General features: G+C 51.8%; 14 protein-coding genes. 7 read left to right on the forward strand and 7 right to left on the reverse strand.

Features of this window, described 5'->3' with window-relative positions:
* Positions 1 to 23: 23 nt before the first annotated feature.
* Complete coding sequence (locus D6C13_RS19625; RefSeq protein ID WP_120134350.1) at positions 24 to 968, reverse strand: 2-hydroxyacid dehydrogenase; 945 nt, start codon at positions 966 to 968, stop codon at positions 24 to 26.
* 214 nt (positions 969 to 1182) lie between these two features.
* Between D6C13_RS19625 and glgX the strand changes: the two genes are divergently transcribed.
* Positions 1183 to 3465: a glycogen debranching protein GlgX gene (gene glgX / locus D6C13_RS19630; RefSeq protein WP_120134351.1), complete on the forward strand. Its 2283-nt coding sequence runs from the start codon at positions 1183 to 1185 to the stop codon at positions 3463 to 3465.
* Between the two features lie 17 nt (positions 3466 to 3482).
* On the opposite strand, the gene D6C13_RS19635 is transcribed toward glgX, so the two are convergent.
* The gene (locus tag D6C13_RS19635; RefSeq protein ID WP_120134352.1) at positions 3483 to 4097 is read right to left on the reverse strand and encodes an FMN-dependent NADH-azoreductase; all 615 of its coding nucleotides are present in this window, start codon (positions 4095 to 4097) and stop codon (positions 3483 to 3485) included.
* 122 nt (positions 4098 to 4219) lie between these two features.
* On the opposite strand from D6C13_RS19635, the gene D6C13_RS19640 reads away from it, so the two are divergent.
* Positions 4220 to 5122 carry a LysR substrate-binding domain-containing protein gene (locus D6C13_RS19640; protein WP_120134353.1) on the forward strand — a complete coding sequence of 301 codons (903 nt, stop codon included), beginning with the start codon at positions 4220 to 4222 and terminating at the stop codon, positions 5120 to 5122.
* Positions 5123 to 5143: 21 nt separating this feature from the next.
* Here D6C13_RS19640 and apbE read toward each other — a convergent pair whose 3' ends face one another.
* Complete coding sequence (gene apbE, locus D6C13_RS19645) at positions 5144 to 6193, reverse strand: FAD:protein FMN transferase ApbE (RefSeq protein ID WP_120134354.1); 1050 nt, start codon at positions 6191 to 6193, stop codon at positions 5144 to 5146.
* Positions 6194 to 6304: 111 nt separating this feature from the next.
* The gene (smrA, locus tag D6C13_RS19650; RefSeq protein ID WP_120134355.1) at positions 6305 to 6874 is read right to left on the reverse strand and encodes a DNA endonuclease SmrA; all 570 of its coding nucleotides are present in this window, start codon (positions 6872 to 6874) and stop codon (positions 6305 to 6307) included.
* A gap of 212 nt (positions 6875 to 7086) precedes the next feature.
* On the opposite strand from smrA, the gene D6C13_RS19655 reads away from it, so the two are divergent.
* Together D6C13_RS19655 and D6C13_RS19660 are read left to right on the forward strand one after the other, a co-directional pair.
* Entirely contained in the window at positions 7087 to 7902 is an 816-nt protein-coding gene (locus D6C13_RS19655) for a mannosyl-3-phosphoglycerate phosphatase-related protein (protein ID WP_120134356.1), read from the forward strand.
* Between the two features lie 120 nt (positions 7903 to 8022).
* Positions 8023 to 9243, forward strand: coding sequence for a glycosyltransferase family protein (locus D6C13_RS19660; RefSeq protein ID WP_120134357.1), 1221 nt, complete (start codon positions 8023 to 8025; stop codon positions 9241 to 9243).
* 86 nt (positions 9244 to 9329) lie between these two features.
* Here the strand turns inward: D6C13_RS19660 and D6C13_RS19665 are convergent, their stop codons facing one another.
* Positions 9330 to 10355 carry a TerC/Alx family metal homeostasis membrane protein gene (locus D6C13_RS19665; protein WP_120134358.1) on the reverse strand — a complete coding sequence of 342 codons (1026 nt, stop codon included), beginning with the start codon at positions 10353 to 10355 and terminating at the stop codon, positions 9330 to 9332.
* Between the two features lie 421 nt (positions 10356 to 10776).
* Between D6C13_RS19665 and D6C13_RS19670 the strand changes: the two genes are divergently transcribed.
* Positions 10777 to 11532, forward strand: coding sequence for an FNR family transcription factor (locus D6C13_RS19670; protein WP_013575564.1), 756 nt, complete (start codon positions 10777 to 10779; stop codon positions 11530 to 11532).
* A 155-nt stretch (positions 11533 to 11687) separates the two neighbouring features.
* Positions 11688 to 12647 carry a universal stress protein UspE gene (gene uspE, locus D6C13_RS19675; RefSeq protein WP_120134359.1) on the forward strand — a complete coding sequence of 320 codons (960 nt, stop codon included), beginning with the start codon at positions 11688 to 11690 and terminating at the stop codon, positions 12645 to 12647.
* Positions 12648 to 12726: 79 nt separating this feature from the next.
* Here the strand turns inward: uspE and pntB are convergent, their stop codons facing one another.
* Positions 12727 to 14118, reverse strand: coding sequence for a Re/Si-specific NAD(P)(+) transhydrogenase subunit beta (gene pntB / locus D6C13_RS19680; protein WP_120134360.1), 1392 nt, complete (start codon positions 14116 to 14118; stop codon positions 12727 to 12729).
* Between the two features lie 9 nt (positions 14119 to 14127).
* Complete coding sequence (gene pntA / locus D6C13_RS19685) at positions 14128 to 15657, reverse strand: Re/Si-specific NAD(P)(+) transhydrogenase subunit alpha (protein WP_120134361.1); 1530 nt, start codon at positions 15655 to 15657, stop codon at positions 14128 to 14130.
* A 536-nt stretch (positions 15658 to 16193) separates the two neighbouring features.
* Here pntA and ydgH point away from each other — a divergent pair.
* Positions 16194 to 17147: a DUF1471 family protein YdgH gene (gene ydgH, locus D6C13_RS19690; RefSeq protein WP_120134362.1), complete on the forward strand. Its 954-nt coding sequence runs from the start codon at positions 16194 to 16196 to the stop codon at positions 17145 to 17147.
* Positions 17148 to 17262 lie beyond the last annotated feature (115 nt).

Consider the following 17262-nt stretch of genomic DNA (forward strand, 5'->3'; position numbering starts at 1 on the left):
CAGGAACACGCGGTGAAAACGTGCTATTGCGGCACCGGCGTCATGACCGGTTTGCCGCCAAAGTGTGCGGTGAGATTCGATAACACCAGCGTCATCATGTTTTCTACCGATTCCGGTGAACGTCCCGCCACGTGAGGCGTGATAACCAGATTATCCAGAGTCAGCATTTCTGCGGGCACCTGCGGCTCACCGTCAACCACGTCCAGCGCCGCACCGGCAATTTCATGATTTTTGAGACTGGCGATCAGCGCCCCGCTGTCCACCACGCTACCGCGCGCAATGTTAATCACAAATCCGTCCGGCCCCAGCGCGTGCAGCACCTGCGCATCAACCAGTTTAACGGTATCTTTGCCACCCGGCGTCGCGACCACCAGATAGTCAGCCCATTGCGCCAGCCCGGTGATGTCCGGGAAATAGCGGTATGGCGTGTCCTGCAACGGACGCCGGTTGTGATAAGCAACCTCCATATCAAACCCGCCCGCCGCGCGGCGGGCAATCAGGCCGCCGATGTTGCCCATCCCGATAATGCCTAAGCGTTTTTCTGCCATTCCCGGCGTATTCCAGCGGGCTTTTTTCCATTCGCCGCCACGGACTGCGGCGTCAAATTGCGGAATTTTACGGGTGATCGCCAGCATCAGCGCCAGTGTGTGATCGCTGACGGAAGAATTATTGGTTCCCGGACCATGCGTGACATGAATACCGCGCTGTTTCGCTGCGACGACATCAATATGTTCAAAGCCAACACCCTGCGCACAGATGATTTCCAGATTGGGCAGATTATCCATTTCTGCGGCGCTTAACCCGATACTGCCGATAGTCAGCACGGCGCGGATCTGCTGCGCTATTTGTGGATCCAGAGAATTACGTTGTTCCGGCGTCGTCGCAAAAAAGAGAGTAAAACCGGCCGCTTCGAACCGGTCAGGATAGCCAGCATCAAGATCGACATGGCTGAGTAAAGCGATGGTCATGGGGATTCCTCGGGAGAAAGTCAGACAATAACTAGCAGGCTAGCCTTTTCGCTTTCAATATCAATGAAGCTCTGCGCCTTGTACAGCTTTTCGGCGGTTTACGGGAGAAGTTCCGAACTCCGGTCTACACTCGTTGTTATCGTCTGCGCATGCGCAGATGGCCCTCTTTCGGCAATTTTTTGTCAGATTTCCCTGAAACGGAGTGACGTCGAGTATGACAAAGGCCCGGTCCAGCAAGACAAGTAAATCTACCGCCATAACGGCAGAAGTCCGCACCGTTCCCTCACATGCTCAGGTAGATATTGCCGTGGATGAACTCGGTGTGCGGATCATCCATCCCTCGAGTGACGGTGAGATTGTTCGCAGTTTTGATTCCGGCCATACCACCAGGGTACGTGAAGGATTACCCGTGCCGCTGGGCGCAACCTGGGACGGGCTGGGTGTCAACTTCGCCCTGTTCTCCGCCAACGCCACCAAAGTCGAGCTGTGCCTTTTCAACGAAGACGGCGAACAGTACGACGTGATTGAGTTGCCGGAATACACCGACGAAGTCTGGCATGGTTATCTGCCCGATGCCCGCCCCGGCCTACTGTACGCCTATCGCGTGCATGGCCCGTATGCCCCGCATGACGGGCACCGGTTTAATCCCGCCAAACTGCTGCTTGATCCTTATGCCAAACAGATTGTCGGCGAGCTGAAATGGGACGATGCGCTATTCGCCTATGATATGCAGAGCCCGAAAAAGGATCTGCATATCGACAACCGCGACAGCGCTGAGTTTCTGCCCAAATGTCGTGTTATCGATCCGGCATTCTCCTGGGCGCGCTCGCGCAAAAGACACATTCCCTGGGAAAAAACGCTGATCTACGAAACGCATGTCCGCGGCTATACCATGCGTCATCCGGCGGTGCCCGAACATCTGCGTGGTACGTTTTCGGGGATGAGCACGCCGCACATTGTGGAATATATCCGCTCGCTGGGCGTAACGTCAGTGGAGCTGATGCCCATTCACGCGTTCACCGATGACCGGCATTTACAGGATAAAGGGCTGCATAATTTCTGGGGTTACAACACGCTGAGTTTCTTCGCACCGCATCCGCAATATATGGCGACGCACACTGTGAACGAATTCAAGCAGATGATTGCTACCCTGCACGCGGCCAATATAGAAGTGATCCTCGACGTGGTGTATAACCACACGGCGGAAGGTAACGAACTCGGGCCGACGCTGTCTTTTAAAGGCATCGATAACGCCAGCTATTACCGGCTGATGCCGGACAATAAACGTTATTACATCAACGATACCGGCACCGGAAACACGCTTAATCTCAGCCATCCGCGCGTGCTGCAAATGGTCACCGACTCCCTGCGTTACTGGGCGACAGAAATGCAGGTCGACGGATTCCGTTTTGATCTGGCGACCATTCTCGGGCGTGAAAGTTACGGTTTTGACGAAGGTTGCGGTTTTCTCGATACCTGCCGTCAGGATCCAATCCTCAGTCAGTGCAAACTGATTGCCGAGCCGTGGGATTGCGGTCCCGGCGGTTATCAGGTCGGCGGCTTCCCGCCCGGCTGGATGGAATGGAATGACCGTTTTCGCGACACGGTGCGCAAATTCTGGCGCGGAGACGAAGGCCAGCTGGCTCAGTTCGCCACACGCCTTTCCGGCTCCGCAGATTTGTTCAATCACCGTGGCCGCAAGCCTTACGCTTCCGTGAACTTTATTACCGCCCACGACGGTTTTACGCTCAATGACTGGGTGTCATACGCCAGTAAACACAACGAAGCCAATGGCGAAAATGGTAAGGACGGCAGCGATAACAACATTTCCGCCAACTACGGTGTGGAAGGTCCGAGTGACGATCCGGCGATCAATGAACTGCGGCTGCGGCAGATGCGTAACATGCTGGCGACGCTGTTGTTCTCGCAGGGCACGCCGATGCTGCTGGCCGGGGATGAGTTTGCGCGTTCGCAGAATGGCAATAACAATGCGTATTGTCAGGACACTGAAATTGCGTGGATTAACTGGAATATCGAAGAAAAAGGACAGGCACTACTGCTGTTCACTTACCGGCTTATTGCCCTGCGCAAGCGGTTCCCAATCCTGCACCGGGGACGTTTCCTCACCGGCGCCGTTCACGAAAAACTGGGTGTGAAGGATGTCAGCTGGTTCCAGCCGCAGGGGCCGGAAATGACCGACGCCGCCTGGAAAGATCCGCACGCGAAATGCATTGCGATGCTACTGGATGGCCGCGCGCAACCGACCGGTTTACTGCGTCAGGGGTCATTAAGTACGGTCCTGCTGCTGTTTAACGCCTCACACAAAGATGTGGTGTTTACCCTGCCTTCCGTCGCGCATGGTGAAAGCTGGCGGCATATTTTCGATACCTTCCAGCCAGACGACGTCAACGAGCACAATTTCGAATTCGGGCGAGAGTACATCTGCACATCCCGCACGGTGGTGCTGTTTGAACTGATCAGTACTGCGAAGCATTAACACCGGCCAACGCTGTTTCAGTTATTAAGTATCTGAAGCAGCGTTTCCCTTCCCTCTGCCAGCCCTTTCTCGCGACCTATTGCCTGACGGCTCACGCCTTCAGCGCGGATAATATGGCAACCTGCCACACCCATCAGTTCCAGAATCGAAACCAGATAGGGTTCCTGAAAATCATGCACAAGGGTTTCTGGTGTGCTGTAAATACCACCCCGACTAGATGCGATATAAGCCGTTTTGCCAGGGATCAGCCCGACCACACCCTGTGGGGTATAACGGAAGGTTTTACCTTTCTGACAAACCTGATCCAGCCACGCTTTCAGGTTGCTCGGAATTGAGTGGTTATACATCGGGGCACCAATCACCAGCACGTCGCAGGCAATCAGTTCTTCAATTGACTGATAAATCCCGTCCAGTTCAGTCTGTAACTCTGGCGTGATCGCCACCTCCTGGGCATTGTGCAGCAGGCTCATGGCACCGGCGGAAAGGTGTGGCGGCGGCATGGTGCCCAGGTCGCGGTAAGTGACGTCCGCATCCGGGTGACGTAAACACAGTTCCGACACAATCATTGCGGAGAGTTCGCGGGAAACGGAATCGTTGATAAACGGGCTTGAATCGATATGGAGAATTTTCATTTTTATGTCCTGTTGGCAGAGGTTCTGCGGAATGAACACAGGATAGTCGTTGTTGATATGACGCGAAATATCTAATATAGCAACACATCGTTGTCATATTGCAACGATGGTAGCGAGGCCAGATGAACGATAATCTCAATGATATGGCGCTGTTTGCCGCCGTCGTACAGCATCAGGGATTCACCACCGCAGCGCGGGCGCTGGGCGTGTCAAAATCGCTGCTCAGCCGGCGGATTGACGCACTGGAAACGCGCCTAGGCGTCCGGTTGCTGCAACGCACTTCCCGTCACTTTTCTGTCACCAGCATCGGTGAGTGCTATGCCATCGAGTGCCAGAAGCTGCTGCAACAGGCGCAAAACGCGCAACAGGTTATTGACGATTTACAGCAAAATCCGAGTGGACTGTTGCGGGTCTGCACGCCAGTGATGATGGCGGAAATGGTTATTGCTCCGCTGATGACAGAGTTTCTGACGCGCTATCCGCATATCACGCTGGAACTTCTGGCCATCAACCGTACGGTGGATTTACTTGAGGAAAACTTTGATGTGACGATACATTCGCACATCGAACCTCTGGAAGATTCCGGGTTATACCGCAAGCCTCTGGGAACGCTGAAATACGTGCTGGTTGCCAGTCCGGAGTTTATCACGACGTTGCCTGTACCGCCTTCTGCCGATCAACTGAGTTATCTGCCGACGCTGGTGCGTAAAACTCCCTGGGCTGCCACGCAGTGGGAACTGATTCATCCGCAGGAAGGCACGCGAAAGGTGTCGTTAACGCCCCGCCTGATCAGCAATAATTTACTGGTTTTACGTCAGGCGGCGGTGGACGGGATGGGTACCGCGTTGTTGCCGGAGATGGCCTGCAAGCAGAGCCTGACCGACGGGGAATTAGTGCATCTGCTACCAGACTGGCAAACGCTGCCCTCTTCCATATCAGCGTTGTATGCCAGTCATAAAGGCCAGTCGCCCGCACTGCGCGTGTTTCTGGATTTTCTTTCAGAAAAAATGCACGGTACGCTTTAACCCAAGCCTGAACCCAACACGTTATTGCGGATCTTTCAGATAGGCTTTGAACTGCGGCGACATATAACTTTTAAACGTGTCGCCTTCTTTGGTGATCAGATACACCGCCAGGTGCTGTTTTTCCGCCAGCGCCAGTGCTTTACGCGTGCCCAGCACCATCAGCCCGGTGTCCCAGCCATCAGCTTCCAGCGCGGTGGGCGCAATCACTGTTGCTGAAACCAGTTTATGCGTGATCGGCGAACCGGTGGCGGGATCAATGATGTGCGAAAGGCGTTTGCCATCCAGTTCGTAATAATTGCGATAGCTGCCGGACGTACTGATGCCCATGCCCTGCAAATCGACAATCGCCTGCACTGCGGTTTCTTTATCCGTCGGTTTCTGAATCGCCACCTGCCACGGATTTCCCTTCGGATTATGTCCGCGGGAAACTACCGCACCGCCGACAGATACCAGATAATTGCTGATGCCGTTACCTTCCATCAGGCGCGCCAGATGGTCTGTGGCATAACCCTCGCCGACGGTTGAGAGATCAACATACATTCCCGGCAAGTCTTTTTGCAGATACTGGCCGTCGCTTTGCTGGACAACTTTCAGATGCTGTAATCCGGTCAGTTTACGTGCGGCCTCTATCTCGTCTGGCGTCGGCGTTTTGACCGGCTGTTTATCCGGCCCGAAGCCCCACAGATTCACCAGCGGACCGACGGTAATATCCATCGCGCCGCCGGTCAGCATTCCGATGCGCACAGACGTGACAATCGCATCAGCCATCCCTGCGCTGATGGGTTGCGGCACGTTGCCCTGATACTGGTTAAAGCGTGAAAGCACCGAGTCTTCTTTGTATGTCGAAAGCTGATGATCGTCTTCTTTGAGCTGCGCCTCGATTTGTTCGCGCAGCGCGGCTTCACGATTTTTATCTACCCCCGCCAGACTGACCCGGTAAAACGTACCCATCGTTTTACCTTCAATCACCAGCGCGTCGCCCTGTTCAGCCGCGTTGCGGTCACAGGCAGATAAAAGAGTGACGCTGCACAGCAACAGCGCGCAGCGCAAATAACTCGGTTTAAGGAACATGAAAAAAGCTCGATTAAGTACCCGTTGCCGGGCATGAAAAGTGTCAGGACAGTAAAGGGTCGCGCTTAAACCACGCTGCAACAAACATTCAGTTGGCTGGCCGAGCGAGCCTCAGCGGCTGCGTTTGGCGTGGCGCTCCCAGTTTTCCTGCTTCGCCTGCGCTGATTTTTTCAGCGCGACATAACAGGCACCGGCACCGCCGTCTTTCTGGATGGCCACACAGAATGCCTGAACATCATCCAGCTGTTTCAGCCATTTAGCGAGATAACTGCGCACAATGTTAGCGTGACTTTCATCATCGCGGCCACGACCGTGGATGATCAGCAGAGTACGAAGATTTTCAGCCTGTGCCTGGCAGAGGAAAGAAAAAAGCTCCTGACGACACTGTTCTACTGGTTTACGGATCAGGTTCAGACTGGCCTCCAGCGGGTATTTGCCCTGCCGGAGTTTGTCGAGGACGCCCTGCTGAACGCCGTCGTGCTTGTACTCCAGCGGCTCCTCGCACGGCTGGATATTCAGAAAGCCAGTGGTCAGCGGATTTTCACGTTTTTCTGGCAATTCGTCTCCGCTGACCTTCTGTCCGGTGGCTGAGTTTTTGAGGTAGACCACCCGTTTATCCGAGGCCAGTGGCTGAACTCCGGCCATTTCCTGACTGAATAAATCATCATCATCTTCGCTCATCTGCTTACCTCTTTTCAGCGGTGGGACTGCGATAAATTATCCCTGTAAACCGCCTGCGGGTAAAGCTGCCAGCAAACGGACATAAGGCGGTAAAAAATCCTGAAATGGTGGCGCGGTCAATAAAACTCATTTTTCTATCTATACTTAGCTGCTGGGACAGAGATAAATCGTCAAAGATTTGCGTCTGTTACCGGCACAATTGAGGAGAAAAGATGCCTTACCTTGACGATCCCTTGATTATTTTTACTGACCTTGATGGCTCCCTGCTCGATCATCACGATTACAGTTGGCAACCGGCCCAACCGTGGCTGGATAAACTTTCTGCGGCAAAAATCCCGCTTATTCTGACGACCAGCAAAACGCCCGCAGAAGTCGCGACATTGCAGTCAGCTTTGCATCTGACGCACCTGCCTTTTATTGCTGAAAATGGCGCGATGATTCATCTGCCGTCTGACTGGCGAACCGGTGGCGAACAACCGTTTCATATTAACGGCGCGGGCTACAGTGAGATCCGCCAGACACTGGTCGAACTGCGTCAGCGTTATGATTTTGAGTTTCGCGGTTTTGGCGATGTGACACCCAAACAGGTCGCCGTCTGGACCGGCTTATCAGAGCCACAGGCAGAGCTCGCCATGCAGCGCGAGGCGTCTGAACCGCTGGTGTGGTTTGGTAATGATCCGGATTTTATGCATCTGAAAAAATGTCTGGTTCGCGAAGGTCTGGCACTGACGCGCGGCGGCAGGTTCTGGCACGTCATGGCTGCCGGTGCTGGGAAAGGTCAGGCGGTGCAATGGTTGTCTGAGCGCTACCAGCAAAAATGCGGGCAACCGGTGATAAGCATCGGTCTCGGCGACGGTCCGAATGATTTATCCATGCTGGAGGCGGTGAATTACGCCGTGGTGATTAAAGGCCATCATGACCATCAAATGCCGCTGCATCGTGACGATATCTCACGTGTTTTCCGAACCGATGAATTTGGCCCGGAAGGCTGGAGTCAGGGGCTGAATCATTTTATCCCACTTCTTTAAGGGCAAATTCGAAGAGGTAAATGACCTTTATTTATCGGGTGTTTTCACATTGTTTATCGTTCTGTATTTACAGAGAAGACTTCCAATAATTTTATCTATTCTAAAATTGGAGAATACCGTATGAGCGATTTTTATCAGGATGGTGTCATTACCAATTTTCATAATCTGACAAACCGCAAAGTCGAAGAACTGGAATACGATTTGCAGGTTTTTTCAGGACGCCGTTCGATGGGTTTAATATTACCTTCTTTGTTTTCAGAACTAGAGGGTCCGGCGCTGACCCGCATTGTGGACGAACTGACAAAAGTCCCCTATCTGGAAGAAATCGTTATTGGTTTAGATCGCGCTGACCGCGATCAGTTTTTATTTGCCCGTGAATTTTTCTCCCGCCTTCCGCAACGCCACCGTATTTTGTGGAATGATGGTCCGCGCCTGAAAGCGCTGGATGAAGAACTGAAAAAAGAAAATCTTTCGCCAAACGAACCGGGCAAAGGCCGTAACGTGTGGTTCTGCGCCGGTTATACGCTTGCATCGCGGCGCACGTCGGTTGTCGGGCTGCATGATTGTGACATTGTCACGTACAGCCGCGATATGCTGGCCCGCCTGATGTATCCGGTAGCCAATCCCAATTTCCATTACGATTTCTGTAAAGGCTATTACGCCCGCGTCGCTGACGGAAAATTCAATGGCCGCGTGGGACGTCTTTTGGTCTTCCCGTTGCTGAAATCACTGCAAATCGTTTACGGCCATTCTGACTTTCTGGAATATCTGCGCACCTTCCGTTACCCGCTTTCCGGTGAATTTGCCATGCGCACGGATATTCTGAATGACCTGCGCATCCCGAGCGACTGGGGCCTGGAAATCGGCGTGCTTTCTGAAGTTCATCGAAATACGGCCACCAAGCGTATTTGTCAGGTCGATATCGCCGATACCTACGATCATAAACACCAGCCGATGTCCGAAGATGATGCGACAAACGGCCTGCAACGCATGAGTATTGATATCACCAAAGCGCTTTATCGCAAGATGGCAATCCTCGGCGTGAACATTACCAGCGAGTCTTTCCGTATCCTCAAAGCCACCTACTATCGTAATGCGCTGGATATGATCGACGGGTTTGAAAATGACGCCAAAATGAACGGACTGTCGTTTGACCGCCACAGCGAGGAGTCTGCCGTGGAGCTGTTCTCCGGCGCGATTATGGAAGCCGGTCAGGCATTTGTGGATACACCCAGCGAGAAACCGTTTATCCCGAGCTGGAGCCGCGTGCAATCGGCTTTCCCGGATATGCTGGACCGCATTCATGAAGCGGTGGAAAAAGATAACGAGGGCGACGTTTAGCGCCGGTTATTTCTCATCCATAAAACGCAAAAACGCTGCATTCGCAGCGTTTTTTTATACCTTTTACTACCGTCAGTTATGAAATCTTACGTGGCTTCTTTTTTGCCGGGAAACAGCAAACTGGCAATAATTCCCAGCGCCAGAACGCCCAGCACAACGTACAGACTGGCTAAAGCGCTGATTTCAATTCCGTGATGCCACAGATGGTTGCTGGAGTTCAGTGCCAGTTTTGCCGCCACGAAGAACAGCAGGAAAATCACTGATTTCTCGAGATGCACCAGATATTTACGCAATGCCTCAAGCACGAAATACAGGGTTCGTAAACCAAGTACGGCAAACATCATGGCGGAATAGACAATCAGCGGCTCGCGGCTGACCGCGATAACCGCAGGCACGCTGTCGAAGGCAAACATCAGGTCAGAAATTTCTACCACCGCAATACACAACAGCAACGGCGTCGCGTAACGCACGCCCTTTTTCACCGTAAAGCTGAAACCCTGATTTTCCGGCTTTGCCAGTTCAGCTTCGACCTGTTCGCTGCTCACCAGAAAATGCGGACCGACCAGTTTTGGAAACACCGGGAAGAAGCGGCGGACCATACGGTTGGCGATATGATCTGAGTAGTCATCATTTTCTTCGTCATCATTTCCGGCACGCATCATCAGGATGGCCGTCCATAGAATTACCACGGCAAATACCATTTCGACCCATGGCCCGAGCGCCAGCAAACTGGTGCCGATCACCACGAAAATCCCACGAAATACGATCGCGCCGATCACGCCCCAGTACAAAATGCGGTGACGATAACCGTCAGGCACTTTGAACCAGGCGAAAATCGCCATAATGACAAACAGGTTATCGATGGAAAGCACCTGCTCCAGCGCATAGCCGGTCAGGAACAGGCTGGCGACCTCTTTGCCATGATGGACATACAAAAACCCGGCAAAGCTCAGAGAGACGGCAATCCAGAACAGCGTCCAGAGGGAAGCACTTTTCAATCCAATGGGCTTGTGACTGCGGTGCGCAAAGATGTCAGTTAACAACGCGGCAACCGCCACGACAACAAAGACAAGGGTTGTTTCCAGCGGAAAACCCAGGGAATCAGACTGCATGACACCTTTCCTAAAAAGTAAACGAATGCTAAACGAATAAAGCATTGTAAGCGGTTGTGAAGAGAATGGGTATCAAAGTCGATCCGGTTCGGTGTTTATGCCATAATCCTGTGCAGCTTGTTACAGGGCTAAAATAAAGCAAAACGGTCAAAAAAAATTTCCTTAGCCTGCTATAAATTGATTTAGAACCTTTATTTGCACAGCCTGAAATATTGGTTTTTTCAATAAATTGATCCTGATTTAAATCTCATTGATTCTCAATTCGGCTTGATTCCCTTCGCAAATCAAATTTTTATTTTAAAAAAACCTTTTAAAATCGGGGTTTTTTAACATTTCGCTCTTTTCGCTCCTTTAAGCTACTTATCACTCGCCATAAAAGATGTTAAAATTGACCCATATCAATATTGCCAGAGTGACTCTTATGATCCCGGAAAAGCGTATTATTCGACGTATCCAATCTGGTGGTTGTGCTATCCATTGTCAGGACTGTAGCATCAGCCAGCTTTGTATTCCTTTCACGCTTAATGAGCATGAACTTGATCAGCTCGATAACATTATCGAAAGGAAGAAGCCGATCCAAAAAGGTCAGGCATTGTTTAAAGCCGGTGATGAATTGAAATCCCTTTATGCTATCCGTTCAGGGACCATCAAGAGCTATACCATTACTGAACAAGGTGACGAACAAATTACCGGTTTCCATCTGGCAGGCGATTTAGTCGGCTTTGATGCTATCGGTGGCTTACAGCACCCGAGCTTTGCTCAGGCGCTGGAAACCTCAATGGTTTGCGAAATCCCGTTCGAAACGCTGGACGATTTGTCCGGTAAAATGCCGAATCTGCGTCAGCAAATGATGCGTCTGATGAGCGGTGAGATCAAAGGCGACCAGGATATGATCCTGTTGCTTTCGAAGAAAAATGCTGAAGAACGTCTGGCTGCATTTATCTATAACCTCTCCCGCCGCTTCGCACAGCGTGGTTTCTCTCAGCGCGAATTCCGCCTGACAATGACCCGTGGTGATATCGGTAACTACCTCGGCCTGACCGTGGAAACCATCAGCCGCCTGCTCGGCCGTTTCCAGAAATCAGAAATGCTGAGTGTTAAAGGTAAATACATCACCATCGAGAATCATGAAATGCTTTCTCAGTTAGCCGGTCAGTCTGCACCGGTCTCTGCATAATCTGCCAGGCGGCCGCCTGACAATGAGTGCGTCGGATCATCAAGGAATAATTTGTTGATCCGACTCAATTTCTCCGCTATCCGATTGCTTAATCTTGGTTTACTCTGTACTTAATACACTGACCGCCGTTCTCTTACAGGTGTTAAGGAGTCCCCATGGCTAAGTATCAGAATTTACTCGTTGCTATCGACCCCAATCAGGATGACCAACCCGCGCTGCGTCGTGCCGTTTATCTGGTGCAACGTAATGGCGGCAGCATCAAAGCCTTTTTGTCGATTTATGATTTCTCCTATGAAATGACCACCATGCTTTCGCCGGACGAGCGAATCAGCATGCGACAAAGTGTCATCAACGAGCGGGAAGAATGGATTAAAGAGCAGTGCCGCTATTATGCCCAAGCGGGTATTGCCATCGACGTCAAAGTGGTCTGGCACAACAAACCTTTCGAAGCCATTATTCAGGAAGTGATCGCCGGTAATCATGATTTGCTGTTGAAAATGGCACATCAGCACGACCGTCTTGAATCCGTGATCTTCACACCAACCGACTGGAATTTACTGCGCAAGTGCCCTTGCCCGGTCTGGATGGTAAAAGACCAGCCATGGCCTGAAGGCGGTAAAGCCGTCGTCGCGGTTAACCTTTCCAGCGAAGAGCCCTATCACGACCCGCTCAATATCAAACTGGTGAAAGAAACCATCGAACTGGCCTCTCACGTTAATCAGACGGAAGTCCATCTGGTTGGCGCGTATCCGGTCACGCCGATTAATATCGCCATCGAACTGCCTGACTTTGACCCGAGCGTCTACAACGATGCTATCCGCGGTCAGCACCTGATTGCCATGAAAGCATTGCGTCAGAAATTCCAGCTCGACGAAAAATTCACGCACGTGGAAAAGGGTTTGCCGGAAGAAGTCATTCCTGACCTTGCTGAGCATTTACAGGCGGGTGTGGTTGTGCTCGGCGCGATTGGCCGTACTGGTCTTTCTGCCGCGTTTTTAGGCAATACGACCGAACAGGTGATCGACCATCTGAAATGCGATTTACTGGCCATCAAACCGGATGATTTCGAATGTCCGATTACCTCCGATGACGAAGAAGAAGATGACGACGAGTGATCTTCTGAGAACAATCACTAAGTAGTGCACAAAAGAAAGGCCAGTCAAATGACTGGCCTTTTTCATTACGGCTCAGGAATTACAGAGCGCGCAGGATTTTCTCGACGCTTTCTTTGGCATCGCCAAACAGCATCTGAGTGTTTTCTTTGAAGAACAGCGGGTTCTGCACACCGGCGTAACCGGTATTCATTGAACGTTTAAAGACGATCACGTTCTGCGCTTTCCACACTTCCAGTACCGGCATGCCGGCGATTGGACTGCGTGGATCTTCCTGTGCTGCCGGGTTCACGGTGTCATTGGCACCGATAACCAGTACAACATCGGTATCGCTGAAATCGTCGTTGATTTCATCCATTTCCAGCACGATGTCATAAGGCACTTTCGCCTCAGCCAGCAGTACGTTCATATGGCCTGGCAGACGCCCTGCAACAGGGTGAATACCGAAACGAACCTTGATGCCTTTGGCGCGCAGTTTGGCGGTAATATCGTGAACCGGATACTGTGCCTGAGCCACCGCCATGCCGTAGCCCGGGGTGATGATCACTGAGCTGGCGTTTTTCAGCAGTTCTGCCACGTCTTCCGCGCTCGCTTCGTGATACTCGCCCATTTCTTTAGCGTCACCGGTAGAAGAACCGTCAGTACCGAAACCACCGGCAATCACGCTGATAAACGAACGGTTCATCGCTTTACACATAATGTAAGACAGAATCGCACCTGAAGAACCGACCAGCGCACCGGTCACGATCAACAGATCGTTGCTGAGCATGAAGCCCGCCGCCGCCGCCGCCCAACCGGAATAGGAGTTGAGCATCGACACCACAACCGGCATATCCGCCCCACCGATGGAAGACACCAGGTGCCAGCCGAACGCCAGAGCAATCACGGTCATGATCAACAGCGCAACAACCTGCAGGCCAACGCTTTCAGTGCGGACAAACGTCACCATCAGCAGGAAAGAAACAACCAGCGCCGCCAGATTCAGCTTGTGACGATGCGGCAATGCCAGCGGTTTGGAAGAAATAATCCCGCGCAGTTTACCAAATGCCACAATCGAACCGGTGAAGGTCACAGCACCGATGAAGATACCGAGGAAGACTTCGGTCAGATGGATGTTTTCCATCACACCTTCCATCGGCACGGCACCATGATCCAGATAGCTGTTAAAGCCCACCAGAACCGCTGCCAGGCCAACGAAGCTGTGCAGGATGGCGACCAGCTCAGGCATTTCGGTCATTTCGACTTTACGTGCCAGATAAACACCAATCGCACCGCCGATCACCATGGCTACGATGATCCAGCCAACGTTTCCGGAGTCAGGCCCGAGAATGGTCGCAATTAACGCGATGGCCATCCCGGTGACGCCGAAAATGTTACCCTGCTTGGATGTTTCATGTTTTGACAGCCCGGCAAGGCTGCAAATAAACAGAATAGCGGCAACAATATATGCTGCTGTAACTAAACCCCCAGACATATATTCCCCTTAGTTCTTACGAAACATCTTCAGCATGCGCTGAGTGACGGTGAATCCGCCGAAAATATTGATACTGGCAATCAGCACGGCAATGAAAGACAGGAAGCTGACCCATCCGCCATGACCGATTTGCAGTACGGCACCGACCACAATGATCCCTGAAATGGCGTTCGTTACCGACATCAGCGGGGTATGCAGCGCATGGCTGACATTCCACACCACGTAGTAACCGACCACGCAGGACAGCGCAAAGACCGTGAAGTGAGAGAGGAACTCTTGCGGCGCCACGTTCGCCAGCCAGCCAAACAGCACGATAGCCACGGCCATTATGATGAATTTGGTCCATGGAGAGACCGGTTTGGCTTCCACTTTAGCCACAGGCTCTGCCGCTTTGGCTGCCTGAGGTTGAGCAGATACCTGAATCGGCGGAGCTGGCCAGGTCACTTCACCCGCTTTCACTACGGTCACACCGCGCACAACGGTATCTTCAAAATCGATTTCGATTTCGCCGTTTTTCTCTTTGCACAGCAATTTCAGCAGGTTAACGAGGTTGGTGCCATAAAGCTGGGAAGACTGCGTCGGCAGACGGCTTGGCAGGTCGGTATAACCGATAATCTTCACGCCGTTTTCGGTAGTGGTGATCTGATCAGCCACTGTCAGTTCACAGTTACCGCCCGTTTGTGCCGCCAGATCGACAATCACACTGCCCGGTTTCATCGAAGCGACCATTTCTTTGGTGATGAGCTTCGGTGCCGGACGTCCCGGGATAAGCGCGGTGGTCACGATGATGTCCACTTCTTCGGCCTGGGCTGCGAACAGCGCCATTTCCGCTTTAATGAAGGCTTCGGACATCACTTTAGCGTAGCCGTCACCGCTGCCCGCTTCTTCTTCGAAGTCCAGTTCAAGGAACTCCGCACCCATACTTTTTACCTGTTCCTTTACTTCAGGACGGGTATCAAAAGCACGGACGATAGCACCCAGGCTACCTGCTGCGCCGATGGCAGCCAGGCCAGCCACACCGGCACCGATAATCATGACTTTCGCCGGCGGCACTTTCCCCGCAGCAGTGATCTGCCCGGTAAAGAAACGGCCAAATTCATGGGCGGCTTCCACAATCGCGCGATAGCCGGCGATGTTAGCCATTGAGCTCAGGGCATCCAGAGATTGTGCGCGGGAAATACGTGGCACAGAATCCATTGCCATTGCCGTCACCTGACGGTCAGCCAGTTTTTGGATCAGCTCAGGATTTTGCGCCGGCCAGATAAAGCTGACCAGCGTGGTGCCTGCCTGTAATTTATCGATTTCATCGTTTTCAGGCGCGTTCACCTTCAAAACGATATCTGATTGCCATACATCATCGCCGCTGACGACAGATGCACCCGCCAGTTCATAAGCTGCATCGTCAAAGCTGGCTAATTTACCGGCTCCTTGCTCGATAGCGACCGTAAAGCCGAGTTTAAGCAGCTGTTCCACCGTTTTCGGCGTGGCTGCAACCCTGGCTTCATTGGTCAACCGCTCTCTTGGTACACCAATACGCATAGTATTCCCTTCACCCTTTTCATTGATGATTTGTGTCATCTTCATAACAATTCAACTTCTCGCCTGCCGGTTAATATTTGCTTCCGGTTTGTAATTTTCAGGCCACTTATAACCTACTGAATATCTAATCAATAATCTACGTATCACAGCGATAGTCAGACAATTAATAATAAAAAAATTGATATGGGCCGCAAACCTGCTGCAAACCGGAGTAAACAGGCCTTTAATCCACCTGATAACCGGCTTTAAACCCGATCTATCACTGAGGATTTATCTACCATAACCCGCTCTGGTCGGGCATAAAAGTTAGAAAATAGTGAATAATTAACATTTATTTCACTACTTGGATTATTCAACAAACTTATATAAATTATGCCTGGTTTAAAAAGTAGCTGTTATTGTCGGGGGCGCACGCATTATTGCCATAAATTGCTGAGACACTCGGCATTGTTACATGCAATAATCGGCCGCTAACCTGTTACACAACAAGAATTCAGCACGTTTCAACATTACTGCGCAAGGTGAAAGGATTTTTTATGAAGCTGACAAAAACGATCATCGCATCGGCCCTGTTTTCTGTTTCTGCGCTGTCTGCTGCACATGCCGCGCAGGAAATTAGCCCGCAGAAAGCTGCAGCCATTAAGCCTTTTGATCGCATTGTTATTACCGGGCGTTTCAACACGCTGGGCGATGCGGCTGATGCTGTGTCCCGCCGTGCCGATACGCTGGGTGCAGATTATTTTTATATTCAGGATACCAACAGCTCTAACAATAGCGGTAACTGGCGTGTAGTTGCAGATATCTATAAAAAAGATGCGCCAGAAGTGAGCAAGGATCCACACTATCGCGTCATTAATGGCGTGGTAGAACTGCCGAAAGACGTCGCTTACGGACTCGAGCCCTTTGATACTGTGACTGTCAGCGGTTTCTATCGCAGTCAGCCAGACGTTAACGATGCCATTACGAAAGCAGCGAAAGAGAAAGGGGCTGACTCCTTCTTCATCGTGCGCCAGATTGATGCCAACAGCGGCGGCAACCAGTACATCACCGCGTTTATTTATAAGAAAGATGCGCCAAAACGCGTGGTTCAGTCGCCAGATGCTATCCCTGCTGATTCTGAAGCTGGTAAAGCAGCACTGGCTGCCGGTGGTGCCGCAGCGGCAACCGTTGAAATCCCGGGCGTAGCCTCTTCCGGCAGCCCAAGCCGTGATGTAGGCCGTTTCTTCGAAACTCAGTCTTCTACCGGCAAACGTTACACTGTCACAGCAACCAACGGCGCGAAAATTCAGGAAGTGAATGACGTGACCGCTGCCCAGATGGTGCCGTTTGATTCCACGACCTTCACCGGTCACTTCAACAGCACCACGGACGTTTCGCAGGAAGTGGCGAACCGTGCTGCGGCTAAAGGCGCCAAGTTCTACCACATTACCCGCCAGTGGCAGAACAAAAGCGGTGGCAACCTCACCATCAGCGCAGACTTCTTTAAATAAGTCTGAGCCGCAAACAGCAAAAAGGCAGCCCCTGTGGCTAATGCCGATCGTTTAAGGATCAGTTGACCGATCCGGTGGCTCGTGTAAAAAGGGTTCATGCTCAACATGGACCCTT

It is taken from the genome of Rahnella woolbedingensis, from assembly GCF_003602095.1.
Lineage (GTDB): Bacteria > Pseudomonadota > Gammaproteobacteria > Enterobacterales > Enterobacteriaceae > Rahnella > Rahnella woolbedingensis.

Bases quoted from the DNA above. Each gene is read 5' to 3' on its own strand.
- D6C13_RS19670 (WP_013575564.1), top strand. From the start codon at position 10,777: ATGATCCCGGAAAAGCGTATTATTCGACGTATCCAATCTGGTGGTTGT.
- D6C13_RS19635 (WP_120134352.1), bottom strand. From the start codon at position 4,097: ATGAAAATTCTCCATATCGATTCAAGCCCGTTTATCAACGATTCCGTT.
- pntA (WP_120134361.1), bottom strand. From the start codon at position 15,657: ATGCGTATTGGTGTACCAAGAGAGCGGTTGACCAATGAAGCCAGGGTT.
- D6C13_RS19665 (WP_120134358.1), bottom strand. From the start codon at position 10,355: ATGCAGTCTGATTCCCTGGGTTTTCCGCTGGAAACAACCCTTGTCTTT.
- D6C13_RS19625 (WP_120134350.1), bottom strand. From the start codon at position 968: ATGACCATCGCTTTACTCAGCCATGTCGATCTTGATGCTGGCTATCCT.
- ydgH (WP_120134362.1), top strand. From the start codon at position 16,194: ATGAAGCTGACAAAAACGATCATCGCATCGGCCCTGTTTTCTGTTTCT.
- pntB (WP_120134360.1), bottom strand. From the start codon at position 14,118: ATGTCTGGGGGTTTAGTTACAGCAGCATATATTGTTGCCGCTATTCTG.
- glgX (WP_120134351.1), top strand. From the start codon at position 1,183: ATGACAAAGGCCCGGTCCAGCAAGACAAGTAAATCTACCGCCATAACG.
- D6C13_RS19660 (WP_120134357.1), top strand. From the start codon at position 8,023: ATGAGCGATTTTTATCAGGATGGTGTCATTACCAATTTTCATAATCTG.
- apbE (WP_120134354.1), bottom strand. From the start codon at position 6,193: ATGTTCCTTAAACCGAGTTATTTGCGCTGCGCGCTGTTGCTGTGCAGC.
- D6C13_RS19640 (WP_120134353.1), top strand. From the start codon at position 4,220: ATGAACGATAATCTCAATGATATGGCGCTGTTTGCCGCCGTCGTACAG.
- smrA (WP_120134355.1), bottom strand. From the start codon at position 6,874: ATGAGCGAAGATGATGATGATTTATTCAGTCAGGAAATGGCCGGAGTT.
- uspE (WP_120134359.1), top strand. From the start codon at position 11,688: ATGGCTAAGTATCAGAATTTACTCGTTGCTATCGACCCCAATCAGGAT.
- D6C13_RS19655 (WP_120134356.1), top strand. From the start codon at position 7,087: ATGCCTTACCTTGACGATCCCTTGATTATTTTTACTGACCTTGATGGC.